Genomic DNA, 20,365 nt, shown 5'->3' with positions numbered 1-20,365 from the left:
GGCCAAACAGGCCGGACATCAATCAAGCAATGGAAGGCTGGCACAGTGCGTGCCGGGCCAACATGCTATCAGGCCTTCGATATCAGGGTCGGCTGCAGCGCGCCCGAAACGTTCGGGGTGACCTTCAGCGTTGATTTGTAAACAATCGGCTGTGCGTATTGCAGCAACGGCAGCACGTAACCCTGCTCTGCAATATATTTGCAGACGGCTTTCCAGCCGGCGATGCGCTTGGCCTCGTCTTTCTCGCCCCATAGTGGCGCGATCATGCCATCAAGGTCATCCGTGTTCCACACCGAGTGCGGGGAAGGGCCAAACATAGCAAATCCTGTTGAGGTGGTCGGATCACCGATTGCATTGCCCCAGTTGTAGAAGGCAGCGGGCGCGAGTTGGTCGGCGGCGCGCAGCTCATAATGCTTGGCGATCTCGTAGACCTCGATCTCAGCTTCGATGCCGACCTTGCGCCACATGCCCACGATGGCCTGAACCATTTCGTAGTCCTTCGGCTTTAGGCCCCGCGTGGTCTGGATCTTGAACTTTACTGGTTTGTCGGTCGAATAGCCGGACTCGGCCAGCAGCTTCTTGGCAAGCTCGGGATCGTAGGGAACCTTGATAGACGGATCGTAGGCCGAATATTCCGGCGCTTCGAGCGTATCGATCGGTACGCCATAGCCGCGCAGCAGGCGCTTGACGATGGCTTGCTTGTCGACGGCGTGACAGGCGGCCAGGCGCACGCTCTTGTCGTTCATGACTTCGATATTGTTAAGGAAGATCATGCCGATATCGGAGATCGGGGTTGCGACGCCTGCGAGACCATTCTTTTCCTTCAGGCGATCGAATTCCTCATAGGGGATTTCCAGCGTGACATCGGACGAGCCGGACTCGATCTCGGCAACCCGGCTGGTACCATCGGGCACGAACTTGAAGATGACTGTCTCGAAAGCTGGCTTGCCGCCCCAATAGTTGGGATTAGCCTTGAGGCGCAGGAAGGCGTTGCCTTCATAGGCGTCAACCATGTAGGGGCCGGTACCAATGGGCTTCTTCTCAAAACCTTCCGCACCGACCTTCTCGTAATAGGCTTTGGGCAGGATGTAACCGGTGAGGAAAGCCATCCACATGAAATAGGTGGGTTCGAACCGCAGCACGTCGCCAGTGATCTTGTTGCCTTCGATCTTGTAGTTGCCGGCTGTGGACCAGATGAACTGGATCGGGTTGCCGGTCTTGTCGTTGGCAGCGCGTTCCAGTGCCCACACCACGTCTTCCGGGGTGAACGGCGAGCCATCATGCCAGGTCACGCCTTCGCGAACATCCATCCAGACCTTGGTTTTGTCATCGTTCCAGCCCCAGGCAGTCAGTAGTCCCGGGACAAATTTGAGGTCGGGATCCTGGCCGATATACTGGTCGAAGATCGAGCGGTAAATTGCCTGGATCGTCGGATTGACCGCCGACGGACCGACAGTGGGGTCGAAAGACGGGAGATTGACGTTAAAAGCGATGGTAAGCGTGTCGGCTTTGGCTGCCTGCACCGGCGCGCGTCCTGCCAGGATGCTTGAAAAAAAGACAGCAGCGCCCATACCCAGCGTCTGGCGACGGGTGAATTCAGTCATGTTTTGCTCCGCGTTCCCCTGGTCCCGGCTTTTTTTGAGTGTTCCCCCACTCGCCAGGATATTTATTGTTCGGAATACTTTAATCTTAAAATAGCTCCGATTAGCTGGCAAGCGAATTGTACAATCTGAGAGCAATTTCAGGTCGAGCTATATGCTTTTGCATATTACTTCTTTATCGGCTTCGCCCGTAGATCGCTGCGAGTGCGGGCTTGAAGTGCTCGTACTCACAGTTTCTCGAATATGCAGGCAAAGAAATATGATTCTGCATGTGTTCAGTAGTTCAGTTGCAGATGGGGTGTATCACATGCCCCAACTCGCCATTCGTCATATTGCAATTCTATTTCAGCGAGGACGCGAGCAGCATGCCGGAGCCGCCTCCCAATCCCGGGCCGGGGTGGGTCGACGCGCCGATATGATAAAGACCGGGCACGTGGGTGCGGTGATTCACCGACGACTTGAACGGACGCCAGATGAAAAACTGATCGACGCCGCAGAAGCCGCCATAGGGGTCGCCACCCACGAGGTTCATATTCATCGCTTCAAGATCGGCTGGTGAATAAGCCTTGCGGGCAATGACCATCTCGGCAAAGCCTTCTGTGTGCTGGGTGAGAATACGCTCGACACGGTCGGCATATTGTTCGCGCAGTTCGTCGGTCCAGCGGCCATCGGCAGGCGTGTTCAGTTTTCCCGCAGCATCGCCTTCGATGTGTCGCGGAGCTTCCGGTAACTGCAACCAGAGGATTGCCTGGCCTTCGGGCGCGCGAGACGGGTCAAGCGCGGTCGGCTGGCCGACACAAATGGTTGGCACCGCAGGCAGCATGCCACGGTCACATTCATTGGCCGCGCGGGACACGCCGTTGAGACCGGGCGTAAGATGCAAAAGTGCTACTTTCGACAGGTCCTCGCTGCTCTTCCAGCGTGGCTGCGACTTGAGCGCGTAGTGAATCTGCATATTGCCTTTGCCATAGCGATAGGTTTGTAGCCCATCCGCAACGGCTGAGGGCAGCGGTTTGCCGGAGTTCTTCAGAAGGCGGCCATAGAGTTGGCTGGGCGTGACAGAGGTAATGACGCCTTTTTTCGCCTGCAGAACCTCGCCACTGGCAAGCCGGACACCCGTCGCCTGGCCATTGTGGCCTTCGACTATTGTCTCCACATCCGCGCCGGTACGGATGGTGCCGCCCTGGTCCGTGATGAGCTGCGCGAACGCCTTGACGAGATTGTCGGCGCCGCCTTTGACAATCGGGCAGCCCGCCAGTTCGATGGCAAAGCCGATGACCCGGAGCATTGCCGCAGAATAGGTGCTTTCGGGATTGAGCCCGCAATGGAGCACCCAAGGCGCAAGGAGCCCGCGCATCACATCCGACCGATAAGTGGTTTCGAGATGATGGCGGCCATTGACGAGCGCCTCGCCGAACCACGCGGCGAGATTACGGGCCCCGCGCTTCCACGCCTCCTTCAGCATGGTCTTGAAGATGCCACCGGACCAGAGCGAGCCGCCAAGCAGAGAGAACATGAAAGGCGCATCGGCACCCATCCGGTCCATCTCGCGGGCAAAAGCCTTGCCGTCGCCGTCGGCCAGCGCATCGAAGGTTGCGATGTTGGCTTTGCGGTCTTTGGAGAGGATCGCATGTCTGCCGTCGGCGAGTATGACGCCGGTGGGCAGATCTGCATGGGCGAATTCGAGGCCGCGAGCTTCAAGATCCTTGCCAAGCACGCCATAGGCGGGCGAGGTCAGGAACAGCACCATGGTTGTTGCCATCACGTCGTGGCGGAAGCCCGGTACAGTGATCTCTTCGGTACGCAGGCAGCCGCCGAGCTGGTCGTTGCGCTCGAGCAGCAGTACCTTCTTGCCCTTTTTGCCAAGCATGGCGGCCGCTACTAATGCGTTGATGCCGCTGCCGACCACGATATAGTCATGTGTCGTCATTGTGCCGTCGCTCCCCAGAAAATGGCCGGTAGGCCCTGCTAAGCTGGCCCTGTATCGATTACTTCGTCACCAGTGCGAGCGCGCGTATCGGCGAGCCCGTTCCCTCAAGTCCAACAGAGAATTTTGCGACATGTACTTCCCCTTATTCGCTTCTTGAAAAAGCTTGATATGAATTTCCTTGAAGCTTAAAAGATATCATATGTGAATGCAATGAAATGCCTGCTCTCAAAGTTGAACTTTTCGACGTATCCACCTTCTCGATCCTTCAATACACCCGGTATACACCCGGTAGCCTCTTGATCTAGATCTGAGACGTCAGAAGCTCTGCTGACATAGAGTTGCGCAATTATATGCATTTGAAAATAATGGGGGCCTAAATGGGTGGACAAGACATGGAATTCGATGCGGTCGTCGTCGGCGCAGGGCATAATGGCCTCGCTGCGGCGGTGCATCTGGCGTCAAAAGGTTGGCGGGTTGCTGTTGTCGAAGCAGCGGCTTCTCCTGGCGGGGCGGTGAAGACCTTGGAACTGACTGAGTCGGGCTTCCGTCATGACTGGGCTGCCATGAACCTGTCGATGTTCGCGGGCTCAGCTTTTCATGCAACCTACGCCGCAGATCTTGCAGCACACGGTCTCGAGTTCGTACCTGCACAAGATTGCTTTGCCAGTGTCTTTCGCGATGGCACCCAACTTGGCGTGTCCAGCGATGTGACCGTAACGAATGCCCGGATTGCGGAGCTGTCGCCCGTTGATGCCGAGGCGTGGGCGGCGATGCTCTCTGATTTTGAGCGCAATGCGCCGCATATTTTCGGCTTGCTCGGCTCGCCGATGCCGTCTCTGGCCGCCGCAAGAACAGTCTGGAAGGCCTACAGGTCACTCGGTATGGATAATCTCTGGCGCGTCGCACAGCTTTTGCTGGCGACGCCACGTGATTTTCTTGACGCAAATTTTGAAAGTCCCAAACTCAAAGCCATGATGGCTGCTTGGGGTCTGCATCTTGACTTCGCACCTGACGTCGCAGGCGGAGCGCTGTTTCCCTATCTCGAGTCAATGGCCAATCAGGCGTTCGGCATGGTCATCGGCAAAGGAGGAGTCGACACGATCATTCGCGCGATGGTGGGACTCCTGCAGGAGAAGGGTGGACAACTCATTCTTGGACAGCGTGTTGAAAAGATCAGTCTCGACAAGGCCGGAAGGGCCACGGGTGTGGTTCTGTCCGACGGACGCGCGTTGAATGGGAAACGAGCGGTGATCGCCAATCTCAATCCCAAAGTGCTGTTTGGCAGTGACATGCTGCCCCAGTCGGCTGTTCCGCAAAAAGTTCACAAGGCGACGAATGCTTTTCGTGCCGGCCCCGGCACGATGATGATCCATCTTGCCATGGACGAGCTGCCAAACTGGACTGCGGGCGCTGAACTCAAGCGTTTCGCTTATGTCCATATTGCCCCTGACCTCGCCATGATGGCGCGCGTTTACGCGGAAGCTATGGATGGATTGCTGCCTGGAGAACCGGCCCTTGTGGTTGGCCAGCCCACGGCCATTGATCCATCGCGTGCTCCGGAAGGCAAGCATGTTCTGTGGGTACAGGTGCGTGTTCTCCCGGCAGAGATCAAGGGCGACGCGATCGGTGAGATCGCCGGTGGAGATTGGAACAGTGTGAAGGATGCCTATGCCGATCGGGTCATAAGCATCCTCGAGCGCTATGCGCCCGGGATTGGCGGCATGATCCGGGCGCGCTCGGTCTTTTCTCCCGCAGACCTTGAGCGTGAGAACGCCAATCTTATCGGTGGTGATAATCTAAGCGGCTCACATCACCTTGACCAAAACTTCCTGTTCCGCCCCATTGCAGGCTATTCGCGCTACAAGACGCCCATCCGCTCGCTTTATATGTGCGGTGCTTCCAACTGGCCCGGTGCTGGCACCGGTGCCGGCTCGGGCTTCATGCTTGCAAAGATGCTGGCCGGAAACTGATATGTGGCGCGGATACTGCAACAGGTTCGGGTTGGCGGTATGATTTAGGGATTGGCTTGCTTTGCGACTGGGTGCGAATTGGTTTATAATCTAGCGCGTATGACGGCGTCACTAACCTCTCGCGAATCAAACTCCAAATCTCTCGAACTGAACATCCGATCGACAGGGACATAAGATTTGAAACCATGGCCTGCTGCTGGTTTTTCGGGCGCCGAGTTAAGCCGGTGATGCCGTGTCAGGCCATGAAGTGCTGGACTGCTCGCTGATATACCGGCTACTCTGGTCCGAGTGATGTAGTCGCGCATCCGGCTTTCCTGCGTGCCAGATGATCAGCGCGTCGGTCACGAGCTGGGAGGTCATAGTGTTATTCATCGACCAGTCGACGACACGGCGAGAGAACAGCTCGATGATAGCTGCCACATAGAGCCAACCTTCAGCCGTTCATAGATTGGTAAAATCGGCCACCCACTTCTGTTTCGGTCTATCCGCCGCAAACTGGCGATTCAGAATATTCGGCATGATGGCCGGACGATCACTGCCGTCTTGCGGCAAGCTACACCTTCTCTGCCTCTCGATCTTGCGCTGCTCACCGATGATGATGGCACTTGGGGTGGCATCGGTGCCGGTGGCACCTACGCCTGGGCCGACAACAAATATGCGTTCTACGGCGAAGGCTCGCTCAACACGTCGCTCAATCATTTCGCCGACAGCTATGCCATCAAGGGTAATATCGGCTTCAAGGTCAACTGGTAGGCAACACGATTTAACCTCCCGCGAACTCAAGCCCCCGGTCCATACCGGGGGCATATTTCAGAACAGGAATAACGGTTTCGTTGCAAGAATTTCCATTGCACGAGATGGCTTATTTTTGAACGCAGTTACACTGACTACACAGCATTCCACGATTGCTCTATGAACGTCATCGCTGACCGGACCTTTGTGACGAGCGCCAGATCATCGGCGGATTATTACTGTTCGGTTTTATCAAGACAACTTCGCAATGCCTTTTTGCCAATACATTCTTGCACCAGCTGGATTGGGTGTGCACCGATTTGAAAACAGGCTCATGATAGCAGGACCTTGTTATAGGAGGTCGTCATGAAATCGCACCTATCCTTTCTTGCTGTCGGTTTTATTTTGCTCGGCACCGTAGGTGTATATGCGGCACCCAGTTCGGGCCCGATGAGCGTGTCAACAATCCCTAACGCGCTTCCGACTTTAAAATTTGCAGCTATGACAAAAAAGATGAAGCCTGACTTTTGCGATTATGGGTCTTACTGGACATGCAGAGTCTTCTGCGACGAAAAAGGTGGGCAGTGCCTCCCGTGTTCATTTGGCAGTTATGAATGTGTTGTGAAGCGCAGATAGTTTGGAAACGTCACAAGCGTTTCATCTAGGATGGCGGCAGTAACATTTTGAATGTTAAGAAGCTGAGACTGCTTGGATGTTTAGAGCGCATCCCGAAAGGTGTGAAACGGTTTTCGGAAAAGATGCGCGTTAGACCAAATAGCTAGAGTATCGATCTGATTCAGTCAGATCGAAACGCGCTCTAAGGGCCGCCATTTCGATAAGTCCGTCAAGGTGCAATTGCTCGACGACGAAAAGTGGCAAGTATTCCGGATAACATGCCAGATGGTCGCACTGCAATTTGGTCGAGATTGTCAAGGCGCAAAGCATTTACAGAAATCTGGGCTTCTATCTGCGTCAGGACGAGCCATGCTTCCGCGAGGGCCATGTCGAACGGATATCAAACATCAAATTTAGTCCGCTAGAACCATGGCATCTTTCGGATGTATATTGAAGAAGCTCTTGAATGCTTTGGTGAACTGGTTCCCATCGTTGAAACCGCACATGTAAGCGAGTTCTTTCGACGTAAATCGTTTGCCTTGGTTTGTAACGATCAATCGATGCGCGAATGCGAGCCGTTTGTTCCGGATCAGCGTCATCACACCTCCATCCCGTTCGAAACAGCGATAAAGATGTGAGCGTGATATATTGAGTTCGCGGCGCACCATATCAGGGTTCAGTGCGGGGTTCAGCAGATTGGCGTCGATATAGATCAAGACCCGGCGACGCAGCGAAAGATTGATCGCGGTAGATTCTTCAGTGCATTCTGTTGCGCTGTTTAAGCAGGCAACCAGAAGCGATATCAACGCGTCCTGTGCCGCCATGGCCTCGCGATTGGTGAGGTTGCTGGAATTTTCAACAAGACTGGCTAGAAATTCCATCAAAAGACGTGTGGTCGGTTTCGCTTGACTGAAAACCATACCGTGCGGATCTGAAGTTGAAAGCGACCGTTCAAGAAGCTCACGTGGCAAGATCGCGACCGTATGTGTGCTACCAATGGTGGACTTCACCGCTAAAGGTTTCGACGTATCGATAACAATCATGTCGCCCGGCCCGACGAAAACATCGAAGCCATTGTGTTGGAACGTAGCATCGCCTGTAAGGACTGCCTGAACAATATACTTGTTCTGGAATTCCACAGATGAACGCGTGAGAGTGAGATAAAGGCTTTGCTCTTCAAGTTCTGCCTTGGCAATCGTAATGGTGTCCACCCGATAGCATCGGATAGCTGGCGAAGGCTCGTTCCCAATGCCCGGTGACGATGGGATTTTACCGCGACCGGCCTCGTTGATTGAATTATAAAGACGAGGATTGCTTCGAGAAAAGCCAACTGTATTTATCCGGCTCTCCAGAAATTGCAGCTCTGCAATCGTGTCCAATGCCTGCGTTGCTGTCGACATTTGAAACCAATCCATCTTCAAGATCTGATCATCTGGAACTTGTCGGGTTGCGTTACCTGTTTGGTGTCGATAGCGTTTCAGAAATGGGGTTCTGAAACGCTATCGAAACACCGGGTGAAGCTTTCATGCCATGCGTTTCGCCGTAGTTTCAGCCGTTCGTGCGCCCCAGCTCGAGCAAGAGACGGGCATAGGCTATCTGCCCCTGGCGAAAGACCGGAAGGCGGAAAAACTCGTCTGGCGCATGAAGATTTTCATCGCCATGCGAGAAGCCGAACATTGTGGCGTGAACACCGAGAACGTCGAGCAAGGTCTGCATGACAGGTATCGAACCACCGAGCCGGGCAATGTAAGGCTTGCGGTTATAGACTTCCTCCAGAACATTTGCTGCGATCTGGCTGGAATTATGCCCATAGGGAACGATGAACGGGTCGGCGTCGCCGGGCAGATGAACGACCTTCGCCGTTACACCTGATGGAAGATGCCGTTCGACATGCTTGGTGATAAGCTCCACCACGCGTCGGGGTGTTTGACCCGCAACAAGGCGACAGGTGATCTTGGCGGTCGCCTGGGCTGGCAGAACGGTTTTTACACCACTTCCCTGCCAGCCGCTATATACGCCGTTCACGTCCAGTGTCGGACGTGCCCAGAGGCGTTCATAGGTTGTATATCCCGGTTCGCCGGCTGTCGCCGGTGCGCCAGACTGGGCTAGATAGTCGGCTTCGTCATACGGAATACGCGCCATCGCAGCTCGGTCATCATCGGTCAGGGGCAACACATCGTCATAGAAATTATCGACAGTGATGCGACCGTCGACAGACTTCAAGGAGGCCAGGATCTGGGCAAGTGCAGTTGCCGGGTTTGCTATGCCGCCGCCATGCAGGCCCGAATGCTGATCGGAGTGCGGGCCGGTGACAACGATATCCAGCCCGACAATACCTTTCAGTCCCATGACTAGCTGCGGTGTATCTGCACTCCACTGTAGTCCATCGGCTGAGAAAATCATGTCTGCAGCAAGCCGCTCGCGATTTTCTTCAACAAAGGGCGGCAGATCAGGCGAGCCGATCTCTTCTTGCCCCTCGAAGATAAACTTCACATTGACCGGTAAGGCTTTTTCGGTGGCCAAAAGCGCTTCTACGCCAAAAACCGATGTCAGCAGGCTGCCCTTGTCATCCGATGCCCCTCGACCGTAGACACGTTCGTCGCGGATTTCAGGTTCGAACGGTGGTGACGTCCACAGGTCGAAGGGCTCGGCTGGCTGTACATCGAAGTGACCGTAAATAAGCACGGTCGGTTTATCCGGCCCGGCATGAAGCCAATCGGCATAAACGCAAGGATGGCCTGCGGTTGGTAGCACGACAACATTTTCAAGGCCGGATTTGGTGAGGCGGTCGGCAATCCATTGAGCAGCACGCTTTACGTCGGGAGCATGTTCAGGCACGGCCGAAACCGAAGGGATGCGAATGAAGTCCAGAAGATCCGCGACAAAGCGTTCCTGTTCCCGATCAATGTATTCACGCCAGCTCATGTTGCTTTCTCCTGCCTGATTGTTCTGTTTGGTGCCAGTTGCCGATAACCGTCTGTATCGATCTTGTTATCTGTGTTCCGGCGCTCTGCCTGCAGACGGTCCAGCCAGCCGATTTCGAGCTTGGGAACGCTGTCCAGAAGCAATTTCGTGTAGTCATCGAAGGGTGGCGACAGGACAGATGTCTTGTCGCCATAGCGTATGATCCGACCGTGATGCATGACGGCAACACTATCGGCGATAGCCCGCACGATCTCGATATCGTGGGTAATGAACAGATAGCTGATCGCTGTTTCGGCCTGGAGGCGGCACAACAATTCGAGAATGCCTTCGGCAACCAGCGGGTCGAGCGCCGATGTCGGTTCATCGCAGACGATAAGCTCTGGTTTGGCAGCGAGCGCGCGGGCAATTGCGACGCGCTGCTTTTGTCCGCCGGAAAGTTCCGATGGCAGGCGATCCAGAAATTGCGGTCCGAGTTCAATCTGGTCGAGCAGTTCGCGCACACGCTGTTCCCGGTCGGTCTTTTTCATGCCGAAATAGAGCGACAGTGGTCTACCGATCAGCTCTCTGACGCTGTGTCTGGGATTGAGTGCCGTATCCGCCATCTGATGGATCAGCTGAATACGGCGCAATAATTCGCGGGGTCTCTTGTTGAAAGAAGCGGGGAGTGCCGTTCCATCAAATTGGATCGTTCCGGCTGACGGTGCTAGCAGTCCCGTAATCACGCGTCCAAGCGTTGACTTGCCCGAACCGGATTCACCGACGACCGCAAGTGTGGTTCCGCGCCGCAGCTTAAAGCTGATGTCCTCCAGTATGTTAGTCGCAGCACCATAGCCAGCGCTGACCTTGTCTACGACAAGGAGTGGCAGGCCGTCGAGGGGTGCCTTCTTGGGTACCGGGTTCTTGGCGCTCACCAATGCTTTCGTGTATGGTTCAACCGGCTTTTCGATGATCTGGCTTGCGGTTCCGTGTTCGACCATCGAGCCGTGGCGCAGCACCATGATTTCATCGGCAATCTGCGCCACCACTGCAAGATCGTGGCTGATATAAAGAGCGGCCGTTCCAGTTTGTCTTATCGCGTCCTTGATGGCGGCAAGAACACCGATCTGGGTTGTCACATCGAGCGCGGTCGTCGGTTCGTCGAAGACGACGAGGCTCGGGCTGGGACAAAGGGCCATGGCCGTCATTGCGCGTTGAAGCTGGCCACCGGATACCTGATGCGGATAACGTTTTCCAAACTGTTCCGGTTCCGGCAAACCGAGAATACGGAAAAGCTCGACGGCACGCTTTTGTGCATTCTGCCGCGTAAAAACGCCGTGGTGAACCGACGCCTCTATAACTTGATCGCCAAGTTGTTTAGCCGGGTTAAAGGCGCTCGCAGCGGATTGCGCAACATAGCAGACTTCCGTGCCGCGGATGCCGCGTACTGCCTTGCCGGGCAGTTGCAAAATATTCTGTTCGTTGAGCCAGATTTCACCGCCGGTAATCCGGGCTCCGCCACGTGTATGGGCGAGGGCGGACAGGCCGATGGTGGATTTCCCAGCTCCGGATTCGCCGATCAGACCGAGTACCTGCCCGCTGCCGACCTCGAATGATATGTCGTTGACCAGAACTATTGGTGATGCTGCCGGAACTTCTATCCGCAGGTTGTGAATGCGAAGCGTATTGTGCTGGCCGCCAGACATTATCGGCTCCTCCGCGTAGAAGCGCTCTTGTTGATGAGCCAGTCGACCACAAGGTTGACGCAGATCGCGAGTAGGGCAATTGCGGCACCGGGGACGAGTGCTGCCGAGATGCCAAAGACGATACCGTCCTTGTTGTCCTTCACCATGCCGCCCCAATCCGCAACTGGCGGCTGAATGCCCAAACCAAGGAAAGAGAGCGCGGAAAGATAAAGAACGGAGAAGGCAAACCGCAATCCGAATTCGCCCAGCAAGGGTGCTGCCACATTCGGGAGGATTTCACGAAAGACGATCCACAGCGTGCTCTCACCGCGCAGACGGGCACCTTCGATATAATCCATGACACTGATGTCGAGCGCTACGGAACGTCCGATGCGATAGACACGGGTCGCTTCGATCAGTCCCATGACTGCAATCAGGGTCCAGGTTCCAGATGGTAGGGCAGCAAGAACGATCAGTGCCAGAATGAGCGCGGGGATCGACATGAAGAGATCGTTGATCCGCGACATAAGCTGGTCCGTCGTGCCGCCGACGGTGACTGCAATGAAGCTGAGTGTAACACCAAGCGAAAAGGCAATGATGCTTGCCGCAAGCGCTACGAATACGGTCGCCCGCGCGCCGAAAAGCAGACGTGACAGGAGATCGCGCCCAAGATTATCGGTACCGAGCAGAAATTCAGCCCCCGACGGTGCCCAAACTTCGCCAACAATCGCGTTGCTGTCATAAGGCGCGATCCAGGGTGCAAGGAGAGCACATAGCAATATCGTGACAAGGCCTACCAGGCCGATCCATGCGCTGAGTGGAGCAGATTGAAAATTCATCGCGGATGCCTCAGGCGAGGATTGGCCAGCAGAGAAACAATATCGGCAATCGTATTGAGCACGATATAGATCGCTGCAAAAACGAGGCCGCAAGCCTGAACGACAGGCATGTCGCGCACCGTAACGGCATCGACCATATACTGCCCGATGCCGGGATAAACGAACACGACCTCCACAACCACAACGCCAACAATGAGCGCGGCCAGATTGAGGGCGACCACCGTGACGATAGGGGCGACGGCATTGGGAGCGGCATGTGATGCGATGACACGCAATGCCGAGAGCCCTTTCAGTTCAGCCGTTTCGATATAGGGTGCGGACATCACGTTGAGAATTGCCGAACGTGTCATGCGCATCATATGGGCGAGGACGACGATCACCAGTGTTGCAACCGGAAGGGCGACGACCGACAGGCGTTGCAGAAACGGCATGCCGTCATAGACTGTGGCCGGAAAGATTGCCCAACCGAGTTGCACGGCAAAATACTGGATCATCAGATAGCCGACGAAGAATTCCGGTAACGAGATTGCGGCGAGTGCCCCAACGCCGATAAGACGGTCTGTCAGGCGATTGCGATGAAGGACGCAGATCATGCCGAGCAAAATGGCAAGTGGTATGGCGATGGCGCCGGCGACCCCGGCAAGGAATAGGGAGTTCGCTAAGCGCTTGCCCAGTTGCTCGGCGACCGAATTGCGGTTTGCCCATGATGTGCCAAGATCGCCATGTGTGATGCCCGAGAGCCAGGCGACATAACGCTCGCCAGCCGAACGGTCGAGGCCGAGATCGTGGCGGATATTGGCGACGGCCTGTGGTGTCGCAGATTGCCCCAGATAGGTGGAGGCAAAATCGCCGGGCAAGGCCTCGACGCCTGCGAAGATCAGCAGCGTCGTGCAGAATAGAAGCACGACGCTCAGACCGAGACGGCGCGCGATCAGTGTTCCGATCGAGCTGCCGCTAAGCCATCTTCCTATGATGTTTGTCTTGTTTGCCAACACGCTCATTGCTGCGTCCGCTCCCTTGCAATCAGGACTCTAGCCAGACGCGTGAGGTGACGTAACCGTTTGAAAGGTCATTGCCGACATCTTCGACATATCCTTTCACAGAGTTGAGCTTCGCGCTGATATAGTTGTTGAAGATAGGGATCAGCGAGCCACCCTGGTCGCGGACGATCACGGCGGCGTCCTGATAAAGCGTCTTACGCTTGTCTTCGTCCTTTTCAGCGCGAGCGCTCTTCAAAATCCCGTCGAGTTGAGGACTGTTGAAATAGGTCTCATTCGTTGCGGCCGTTGAAAGATTTTCGGTCGAATACATCAAGTCCTGTGTCAGGCGGCTGCCGTAATACGACATACAGAAAGGCGCGACACGCCACACATTCGTCCAGTAGCCGTCCTCCGGTTCGCGCTTGACGTCGACCTGAATACCGGCAGCTTTAGCGCTCGCCTGCAACAGAATTGCCGCATCGACGGCACCGGCAAAGACGGCATTTGAAGCCTGCAGAACGATAGGGCCGTCATAATTGGCCTTCTTGAAATGGAAAGCGGCCTTGTCCGGATCGTAGGCGCGCTGCTCGATATCAGCAGGAAAATTCGGATAGGTAGTATTGATCGGGAAATCATTGCCGATCGTGCCGAAGCCGCCAAACGCGTTGCGCAGCATCTGCTCGCGATCAATGGCATATTTCATCGCCATGCGAAGGTCAGGATTGGTAAACGGTCCGGTGTCGCAGCGCATTGGAAAGGTGACATGACCGCGTCCCGGCACATTCACGATTTCAACGTTTGGTACCCGCTTTAAAAGCGGAACGGTCTTCGCACTTAATTGATTTATAAGATGAACCTGCCCGGAAGTAAGGGCAGCCGTTCGCGCGGTCACATCATTGATGACCAGCAATTCAACACTGTCGACATAGCCGCGGTCATCGCGCCAGCCGTCCTTGTTGCGCTCCAGAAGAACGCGGACACCCGGTTGGAAACTCGCGATCCTGTAAGGACCGGTGCCGATGCCTGCTGCCGGGTTATCGATGCCACCACCAGGCTGCACAACGAGATGATAGGCATTGAGGATCAGCGGCAGATCGATGTTAGGCTCATTCAGCTTGAGAACCAGATCTCCGTCCTTTACGCTGATGTTCTCCAGCGATGATAGAAAGCCGAGAGCACCGGAACGCGACTTTTTATCACTATGACGGCGCAAAGTTTGCGCGGCATCCTCGGCAGTCAGGAGCGATCCGTCATGAAATTTTACATTCTTGCGGATTTTGAATGTCCAGGTTTGGGAATCCGGCGAAGATACCCAGCTTTCGGCGAGATTGGGCAGTGCTGCACCCGTTTTCGGATCTGTCTGAACGAGCGTATCCCCCCAGCTGCGCGAGAGACAGAGAGCGAACGAACTGATGTATGTCGCAGGATCGAGCGAGTCTGTTGATGCTCCGCCGCTCAGTCCGATCTTAAGGTGTCCGCCGCGCTTAGGCGTTTCATCCGCCAAAGCTGTTCCAGCTTGCCATTGCCCGAACGTCAATCCGACGCCCGCCGTTACCGAGGCCTTCAGAAATTTACGTCGGCTGAAGCCACCTGATAGCAGCGAGCGGTTGTCAAAATTGTCGTCCATTGCCTTCTCCCCGTGCAACAAACCAGATCACGAACTGCCATATCGAGACCCGCCCGAAGGTGCGAGGCCGGATTTTGGAAAGCTCGATTTCTGGCGGAATTGCTGTTCCCATTTTCTTGATGGTCGTTGATTGACCTAAACACATATGTTCACTTATGTCCAGTTGAGAACCAGCATAATGTGGAAAGAAGCTCTGCTTCTATTAGGGTTGGATCTGGCGCATCATTTTCATGCGCTAATGCAAACAAAAATAAATATAACAATTTCATGATGTTAATAAGTAATACCTAGATTTTCCAGCAAAGGGGGTCTCGCAGAATCCTCTGCTGTTCAAGCGAAGGGGATTGCATACATTTATGTATGGACGCAGTATGCCCCATACGTTAAATGAAATTATCATCAGATCTGGCTTAGGGAGGGTAAATTGAAAGCAAACGAGGCGCAGGTCTGTGGAGAGGTCGGACTCCTCTACGCTGATATGATCGTGTGGGATTCGCATTCCGGATTTATGCCGGATGCCGATGCAACACTCAATAATCTCGACCTTTGGCGTCGCGCGGGTATTAGTTACCTGTCCGTTAATGTGGGTTTCGATGTGATGTCATGGTATGACACGGTCAAAACCCTCTCCTCCTTCCGTAAATGGTTTCTGGCGCGCCCTGAACACTATCTGCTCGCAACATCTGCAGAGCATATCCGTGACGCAAAACGCCAGGGACGGATGGCAATCACCTTTGACATTGAGGGTATGAATGCACTCAACGGGCGGCTTGATATGATCGAATTCTATCACGCGCTCGGTGTACGGCAGATGCTTTTCGCTTATAACAGGAACAATCTGGCTGGCGGTGGCTGCCATGATGAGCCTTGTGGGCTGACTGCTTTTGGTCGGGCAGCGATCGACGAAATGAACCGGCTCGGCATTTTCGTTGATCTCTCCCATACAGGCTACCAAACGACAATGGATGTAATGGCCTATACGGACAAGCCGGTTATCTTCTCTCATTCCAATCCTCGCGTCTTGTGCGATCATGAGCGGAACATCAACGATGATCAGATTCGCGCTTGCGCACGCACGGGTGGCATTGTCAGCATTGTTGGTTTGAACCGTTTTCTGGGAGGTGATCATGCGTCGCCAGAACGTATTGCGGACCATATAGACTATGTCATAGACCTCGTCGGGCCCCGCCATGTAGGTATTGGTCTCGACTATTTCTTTCCCGATACAAATATACCAAATGTCGAAATCATTCGCGCCGCTCATCCTGAATATTGGCCCAAGAGTGCCAATTACGGCTCCATGAAAACAGAATATGCGCCACCGTCCAGTATGATCCAAATCGCTGAAATACTTTTGCGACGCGGCCATCCCGAAGGCATTGTAAGAGACGTTATGGGTGAAAACTACATGCGGCTTGCTTCGGAAATATGGAAATGAAAAATATAAGACAGGCGTGTGAAACCATTTACTGTTTCTCGTATAGTGCAAGAAATGTGCGTACGATATTTGGGAGCGCATCCCGAAAAGTATGGTTGTTCGGAACAGGGTGCGCGTTAAAACGAACAGTTGCAGCCAGCAGTGGAGAGTTGAAACGATGAACCACGTGGATAATTCCTTGGAGGTAGCTGGCGGTGGTCGCTCCACCAAGGAAGATTGGCTTAATCTGGCCAAGGAAACGTTGATCGGCGAAGGCATCGATCAAGTCAAAATCCAGGTGATGGCGAAAAAACTACGTGTTTCTCGCTCAAGCTTCTATTGGTTTTTCGAAAGCATTCAGGACTTGCAGGATCAGTTGCTGGATCACTGGTTGAGCAAGAATACCGGGCCAATTATCGAGCGCGCCATGCGGCCCGCGCCAACGATCAACAAGGCGGTCTGCAATGTGTTCGAATGCTGGATTGATGACAATCTCTTCGAGCCCGATCTTGATGTTGCCGTGCGTTTCTGGGGGCGTCACGAGCCACGTATTCGTTCGGTCGTTGAAGAGTCAGACCGCCAGCGCATGGAGGCTCTCACACGCATGTTTGCGCGTTTCGGCTATCCGGAAGATGAGGCGAGCACGCGCGCCAGGGTGCTTTACTTCACGCAGATCGGCCACTTTACGCTGCAGATGAAGGAGACGCTTCCCATGCGAATGGGCAGGGTAAAAGACTATCTCAAAACCTTTTCCGGGATTGAGCCAACGCCGGATGACATGGCTGTTCTTGAGAAGGCGGCGGCAAAGCGTCAGGATGATCATCCCGACGTCGTGTCTTGATATCCCATTTATAGACAGAAATGAATACGCTTTCAGAGGTGGCTCGGTTTGTCTGAACAGTTTCGGGCGTTTCGCTAAGTGGATTTCCGCCTCGATTATGCCGCCACCATCATTGGTGCCAGCGCGTTGAAGTAGGCCTGATCCGGTGTCTGCCGGTCAAGGGATGAATGTGGGCGTCGGCTATTGTAAAAGGTCAGATAGCGGCCGATGCCAGCGCGGGCCTCGGACACTGTTTTATAGGCGTGGAGGTAGACTTCCTCGTATTTGATCGAACGCCAGAGCCGCTCGACGAAGACGTTGTCTCGCCACGCACCCTTGCCATCCATCGAGATGGCGATTTCCGCCTTCTTCAGCACCGTCGTGAAGTCCATCGAGGTGAACTGCGAGCCCTGATCGGTATTGAATATGTCGGGTCTGCCATAACGGGCCAGCGCTTCCTCGACTGCTTCGATGCAGAAGGCTGCCTCCATCGTGATCGACAGTCGCCACGACAGAACCTTCCGGCTGAACCAGTCCACAACGGCGCAGAGATAGACAAATCCGCGAGCCATCGGAACATAGGTCAGGTCCATCGCCCAAACCTGATTGGGTCTGGTAACCGCCAGCTTGCGCAGGAGGTAGGGATAGATTTTGTGCCCAGGTGCCGGTTTCGACGTGTTCGGGCGACGGTAGATCGCCTCGATGCCCATCTTCTTCATCAGCGTGGCGACGTGCAGTCGACCGGTTTGTAACCCTTCTCCCCTCAAGAGCCCTTGCAACATCCGGCTTCCGGCAAACGGGTATTCGAGATGCAACTCGTCGATCCGGCGCATCAGAGCCAGATCGCCGTCAGACACCGGACGCGGCGAATAATAGACACTGCCACGGCTGAAGCCGAGAAGCTTCGCCTGACGCACGACGGACAGCTTGTGCTCGCGGTCGATCATTTCTTTCCGCTCAGCAATCCCGCCTTGCCGAGCGCTCCGGCTAAAAAATCATTCTCCAGCGTCAGCTCCCCGATCTTGGCGTGCAGCGTTTTGACATCGACGGTTGGACCCGTCGGTTCCGCCTTCGCTTCATCGCCGAAAACGCCTGTCGCCCCCTCAAGGAGCTGGTCTTTCCATTGCTTGATCTGGTTGGCGTGCACGTCAAACTGTTGGGACAGTTCCACCAGCGTCTGCTCGCCTCGAATGGCGGCGAGCGCCACTTTTGCCTTGAAAGCCGGGCTATGGTTCCGGCGCGGTCGTCTCGTCATGGTATCTCCTGTTCACGGCATCTAAGCCGAAGTCAGGCAGAAATTCCACTTATCCCCCCTGTTCAAATTTCCCGAGCCAGCTCTTTCTTCGTTGACGAAAAGTCGTCGTAGAAAGCTTCGCTGTTCTAATTAATTGATAATAAAAGAAAATTGGTAGTTGCCGATGGCGTGGCACAGTTGAATTTATCGGATTGAAGATCAGAGCGCAGAATCTTTGATCATAAAGATTGCATATTGTGGACACTTATGTACTTTATGCGAGCGGTTCAGGCAAAATCGTTAGCCTGACATGTGAGAAGACATTGGCGGACAATCTTAAAACACCACCCCGGGTGATGCAGTTTTCATCCTTGGAATTTCAGCCTCGTTTTGCTTTTCCTGAAATGGCGAATGTCGTTGAAGTGGCAGGCGTCGAGGACGGAAGCAAGCTTGCGGGTGGCTTCGCTCGTTTCAACAATGCTCGTATTCCCTGGCAGGTAAAGTACGACGAGCTCGTCCTTGTGCTTGACGGACAGCTCTCGATTGAAACCGAGCGGGAGACGCTGCAAGCTGGCCAGTTTGACACGATCTGGCTGCCTTCTGGAACAGAACTCACCTATTTCGCTGAAAATGCACTGGTATTTTACAGCCTTTATCCGTCCAACTGGGCGCAGCAGCTTGAGAGCAGACCATGAAGAAGATCGGACTACTCCCGCAGGATGACAAGACAAATGGCTGGAGTGCACTTCTGCCAGCGCGTGCACCAAAGCCGACCTTGCGTGGTGATGTCGTTGCGGATTTCGTTGTGATCGGTGCCGGTTTTGCCGGACTTGGTGCTGCCCGTCGTCTCGCAGAGCTGCGGCCGGATGCTAAGATCGTCGTGCTGGATGGGCAGCAGCTTGGTGAAGGATCGTCGGGGCGCAACTCCGGTTTTGCCATCGATCTCCCGCACAATGTAGGGTCGTCTCTGGAGGAGCTGGCAAAAGGCCACGCCTATCTGCGGTTGGCTCGTGCAGGTATAGGTTCCTTGCGCGATAGCGTTAAAACGCATGGTATTGATTGCGACTGGAGTGAAGACGGAAAATATCACACAGCTTCATCGGAGCGCGGTGCGGAAGAGATTTTACAGCCGACGCTGGAGATGCTGAAGACGCTGAACGAGCCTTATGAATGGCTGGACGGCAAGGAAACGGCGAAGCGTCTCGGCACACCGCATTTCGCCGCCTCCATCTATACGCCAGGTACGGTTCTGATTAATCCGGCTGCGCTCAATCGCGGATTGGGTGACACTTTGCCGGAGAATGTGACGCTTTATGAATCGTCGCCGGTGCTGGAGGCGGATTTCGGTGCAAAAGTCGTTCTGCGGACCGCTGACGGAACCGTAACGGCCCCAAAGGCGATTGTGGCGGTTAACGGCTTCGCGATGCGTTTCGGCTTTTGGAAGGGTCGACTCTTGAACTTTGCGGCTCATGCCAGCTTCACCAGGCCCCTGACCGAAAAGGAACAAGCCGTTCTTGGCAATATAGGGTCTTGGGGATCCACACCTGCCAACGCCTTTGCAGGCATCACGATGCGCTATACCAACGATCGTCGCATTCTCATCCGGCAGAATATCCATTTCTGTCCTGGTATGCGTCAGTCGGATATGCGCCGCGCTTCGATCCGTCAGGATCATCAGCGCCTTTTCGACGAGCGGTTCCCGATGCTCCACGGCGTCGATGTCGAACACACATGGACTGGCTATATCTGTCTGTCTCGCAATGGTGCGCCGGGTTTCGGGAAGGTTGCAGCGAATGTCTGGAGTGCCGTTTGCCAGAACGCTGTTGGCGTCGCCAAGGGCACGATCAGCGGAAGGCTCGCTGCCGAAATGGCACTGGGTGAGGATAACGGGCTGATATCCGATATGTTGAGCCTTGGAACGCCGTCGGCTGTTCCGCCAAGGCCGTTTCTCGATATCGGCGTTCGCGCACGTTTTGCCTACGAGCTATATCGTAACCAGCACGAGGCGTGATCG

14 protein-coding genes and 2 pseudogenes are annotated in these 20,365 nt (G+C 54.8%); 6 read left to right on the top strand and 10 right to left on the bottom strand.

Annotation, left to right across the window (positions count from 1 at the left end; genetic code table 11):
• Positions 1-68 precede the first annotated feature (68 nt).
• Both CQZ93_RS23760 and CQZ93_RS23755 read right to left on the bottom strand, forming a co-directional pair.
• Positions 69-1,604, bottom strand: coding sequence for an ABC transporter substrate-binding protein (locus CQZ93_RS23760; RefSeq protein WP_105544967.1), 1,536 nt, complete (start codon positions 1,602-1,604; stop codon positions 69-71).
• A 337-nt stretch (positions 1,605-1,941) separates the two neighbouring features.
• Positions 1,942-3,531, bottom strand: coding sequence for a phytoene desaturase family protein (locus CQZ93_RS23755; RefSeq protein ID WP_105544966.1), 1,590 nt, complete (start codon positions 3,529-3,531; stop codon positions 1,942-1,944).
• 377 nt (positions 3,532-3,908) lie between these two features.
• On the opposite strand from CQZ93_RS23755, the gene CQZ93_RS23750 reads away from it, so the two are divergent.
• Complete coding sequence (locus tag CQZ93_RS23750) at positions 3,909-5,501, top strand: phytoene desaturase family protein (RefSeq protein WP_286154244.1); 1,593 nt, start codon at positions 3,909-3,911, stop codon at positions 5,499-5,501.
• A gap of 258 nt (positions 5,502-5,759) precedes the next feature.
• Here the strand turns inward: CQZ93_RS23750 and CQZ93_RS23745 are convergent.
• Positions 5,760-6,071: pseudogene (locus tag CQZ93_RS23745) on the bottom strand (DDE-type integrase/transposase/recombinase); the annotation flags it as partial.
• An 18-nt stretch (positions 6,072-6,089) separates the two neighbouring features.
• Here CQZ93_RS23745 and CQZ93_RS23740 point away from each other — a divergent pair.
• A pseudogene (locus CQZ93_RS23740) lies at positions 6,090-6,254 on the top strand (autotransporter outer membrane beta-barrel domain-containing protein); the annotation flags it as partial.
• A gap of 1,007 nt (positions 6,255-7,261) precedes the next feature.
• Here CQZ93_RS23740 and CQZ93_RS23735 read toward each other — a convergent pair.
• The 6 genes from CQZ93_RS23735 to CQZ93_RS23710 all read right to left on the bottom strand — a co-directional run bounded on the left by CQZ93_RS23735 (position 7,262) and on the right by CQZ93_RS23710 (position 14,880).
• On the bottom strand, positions 7,262-8,248 hold the full coding sequence (locus CQZ93_RS23735) for an AraC-like ligand-binding domain-containing protein (RefSeq protein WP_181153461.1): 987 nt from the start codon (positions 8,246-8,248) through the stop codon (positions 7,262-7,264).
• Between the two features lie 148 nt (positions 8,249-8,396).
• The gene (locus tag CQZ93_RS23730; RefSeq protein ID WP_105544963.1) at positions 8,397-9,773 is read right to left on the bottom strand and encodes a dipeptidase; all 1,377 of its coding nucleotides are present in this window, start codon (positions 9,771-9,773) and stop codon (positions 8,397-8,399) included.
• On the bottom strand, positions 9,770-11,455 hold the full coding sequence (locus CQZ93_RS23725; RefSeq protein ID WP_105544962.1) for an ABC transporter ATP-binding protein: 1,686 nt from the start codon (positions 11,453-11,455) through the stop codon (positions 9,770-9,772). The genes CQZ93_RS23730 and CQZ93_RS23725 overlap by 4 nt, the downstream gene beginning before the upstream one ends.
• Positions 11,455-12,273 carry an ABC transporter permease gene (locus CQZ93_RS23720; RefSeq protein ID WP_105544961.1) on the bottom strand — a complete coding sequence of 273 codons (819 nt, stop codon included), beginning with the start codon at positions 12,271-12,273 and terminating at the stop codon, positions 11,455-11,457. The genes CQZ93_RS23725 and CQZ93_RS23720 overlap by 1 nt, the downstream gene beginning before the upstream one ends.
• Positions 12,270-13,274, bottom strand: a complete 1,005-nt coding sequence (locus tag CQZ93_RS23715) for an ABC transporter permease (RefSeq protein ID WP_105544960.1) — start codon at positions 13,272-13,274, stop codon at positions 12,270-12,272. Before CQZ93_RS23715 ends, CQZ93_RS23720 begins: the two co-directional genes overlap by 4 nt.
• A 22-nt stretch (positions 13,275-13,296) precedes the next feature.
• Positions 13,297-14,880 (bottom strand): ABC transporter substrate-binding protein, encoded by a 1,584-nt coding sequence (locus CQZ93_RS23710; RefSeq protein WP_105544959.1) that lies wholly within the window; start codon positions 14,878-14,880, stop codon positions 13,297-13,299.
• Between the two features lie 424 nt (positions 14,881-15,304).
• Here CQZ93_RS23710 and CQZ93_RS23705 point away from each other — a divergent pair, with 424 nt between their 5' ends.
• Positions 15,305-16,318: a dipeptidase gene (locus tag CQZ93_RS23705; protein ID WP_181153460.1), complete on the top strand. Its 1,014-nt coding sequence runs from the start codon at positions 15,305-15,307 to the stop codon at positions 16,316-16,318.
• Positions 16,319-16,475: 157 nt separating this feature from the next.
• Positions 16,476-17,138: a TetR/AcrR family transcriptional regulator gene (locus CQZ93_RS23700; protein ID WP_105544958.1), complete on the top strand. Its 663-nt coding sequence runs from the start codon at positions 16,476-16,478 to the stop codon at positions 17,136-17,138.
• A gap of 95 nt (positions 17,139-17,233) precedes the next feature.
• Here CQZ93_RS23700 and CQZ93_RS23690 read toward each other — a convergent pair.
• A protein-coding gene (locus CQZ93_RS23690) for an IS3 family transposase (protein ID WP_105541261.1) occupies positions 17,234-18,372 on the bottom strand; the annotation gives its coding sequence in 2 pieces (ribosomal slippage) (positions 17,234-18,105 and positions 18,105-18,372; 1,140 coding nt in all).
• A gap of 350 nt (positions 18,373-18,722) precedes the next feature.
• On the opposite strand from CQZ93_RS23690, the gene CQZ93_RS23685 reads away from it, so the two are divergent.
• Complete coding sequence (locus CQZ93_RS23685; RefSeq protein ID WP_210201115.1) at positions 18,723-19,046, top strand: hypothetical protein; 324 nt, start codon at positions 18,723-18,725, stop codon at positions 19,044-19,046.
• Positions 19,043-20,362, top strand: a complete 1,320-nt coding sequence (locus tag CQZ93_RS23680; RefSeq protein WP_105544957.1) for an NAD(P)/FAD-dependent oxidoreductase — start codon at positions 19,043-19,045, stop codon at positions 20,360-20,362. Before CQZ93_RS23685 ends, CQZ93_RS23680 begins: the two co-directional genes overlap by 4 nt.
• Positions 20,363-20,365 lie beyond the last annotated feature (3 nt).

It is taken from the genome of Ochrobactrum vermis (genome assembly GCF_002975205.1).
Taxonomy (GTDB): domain Bacteria; phylum Pseudomonadota; class Alphaproteobacteria; order Rhizobiales; family Rhizobiaceae; genus Brucella; species Brucella vermis.
This window is presented reverse-complemented; position numbering and strand designations above follow the sequence as displayed.